The organism is Joostella sp. CR20, assembly GCF_038433465.1.
Lineage (GTDB): Bacteria > Bacteroidota > Bacteroidia > Flavobacteriales > Flavobacteriaceae > Galbibacter.
This window is the reverse complement of the sequence record NZ_JAESVF010000030.1, coordinates 1-1,389: the sequence shown is the minus strand read 5'-3', so window position 1 is coordinate 1,389 and position 1,389 is coordinate 1. Positions and strand designations below refer to the sequence as shown.

Sequence of the window (1,389 nt, the reverse complement as noted above, 5' to 3'; positions counted from 1 at the left end):
TGTCTTGTCCTGAAATAGCGATACACAAATTTCATCGTTATGGAAAACTATCAAGGAAGTCGCTATGTAAAGCGCACCCAGAAAGACTATTCAATGTCTTTAAAACTTCAAGTTGTTCAAGAAGTAGAGCAAGGAAGAGCGACCATTACTCAAGTACGCAAACAATATGGCATTCAAAGTCATGGAACTGTTTTAAGTTGGCTAAGAAAATTTGGTAACTTTGATTGGGAGAATCAAAACCCAACCAACATGCCAAAGTCACCCGAACAAAAGATAATGGAACTTGAAGCTCAAGTTAAATTATTAGAAAAACAAAAAGCGCTTTTAGAAAGGCAAGCTTTTGTGGCTGATAAAAAAGCCATCATCTTTGATATGATGATTGATATTGCTGAACAAGAGTACAAAATCGACATACGAAAAAACTCACCTCCCGAACAATCGACCATTTTAAAGAAAAAGAACAACAAACAATAACGTTTGCCTGTACTTTGTTCGGGATAGATAGACAGGTTTATTACAGAAAGATAAAGCGTCGTTTTAACAAGCAAAACAAGGCTCGGTTAGTTGTTGATATGGTTTTAAAGATTAGACAACAAATGCCAAGAATTGGAGCTAAGAAGTTGTATTATTTACTGTATCAAGACTTAAAGGCATTAAAAATCGGTAGAGATAAATTTATAGACATTCTTAGAGCCAATCATTTGCTCATTATCCCAAAACGTTCGTATCATATTACAACAAACTCACATCATCGTTTTAGAAAATACAATAATCAAATAGTAGATTTAGAGATTAACAAGCCAGAACAAGTTTGGGTATCTGATATCACTTATATAGGGAAAAGAGAAAAACCTTGTTATCTGAGTTTAATAACCGATGCGTATTCTAAGAAGATAGTTGGTTATAATGTATCTGATAATCTAAATACGGAAAGTAGTTTGGTAGCATTAAGATTGGCTATAAAACAAAGAAAAAATAAGGATTTAATTTTAATACATCATTCGGATCGAGGGCTTCAATATTGTGCCAATGAGTATCAAAAAGTACTGAGTAAAAACAGAATAAAACCAAGTATGACACAAAATTCTGATCCATATGAAAATGCTGTGGCAGAAAGAATTAATGGTATTTTAAAACAAGAATTCAACATTGATAAATACCATAAAAATTTACCAATTATGAAACAAATCATAAAAGAAACTGTTGAAATCTATAATGAAAAAAGACCCCATTATTCCAATCATATGCTTACACCAAATCAAATGCATCAGCAATACACTTTGAAAATGAAAATCTATAAATCAAAAAACACTTGCAAAAACGTTTTTGCAAGTGTTTAATTAATTATTTTTATCTAATAAATCTGTATCGATTTTTTAGGACTAGTCA

At 31.5% G+C, this 1,389-nt stretch carries 2 protein-coding genes; both read left to right on the top strand.

Features of this window, described 5'->3' with window-relative positions:
- Positions 1-39 precede the first annotated feature (39 nt).
- Positions 40-474 (top strand): transposase, encoded by a 435-nt coding sequence (locus tag JMA43_RS13905; RefSeq protein ID WP_342157314.1) that lies wholly within the window; start codon positions 40-42, stop codon positions 472-474.
- A gap of 14 nt (positions 475-488) precedes the next feature.
- Complete coding sequence (locus JMA43_RS13900) at positions 489-1,340, top strand: IS3 family transposase (RefSeq protein WP_342157313.1); 852 nt, start codon at positions 489-491, stop codon at positions 1,338-1,340.
- The last annotated feature ends 49 nt before the right edge of the window (positions 1,341-1,389 follow it).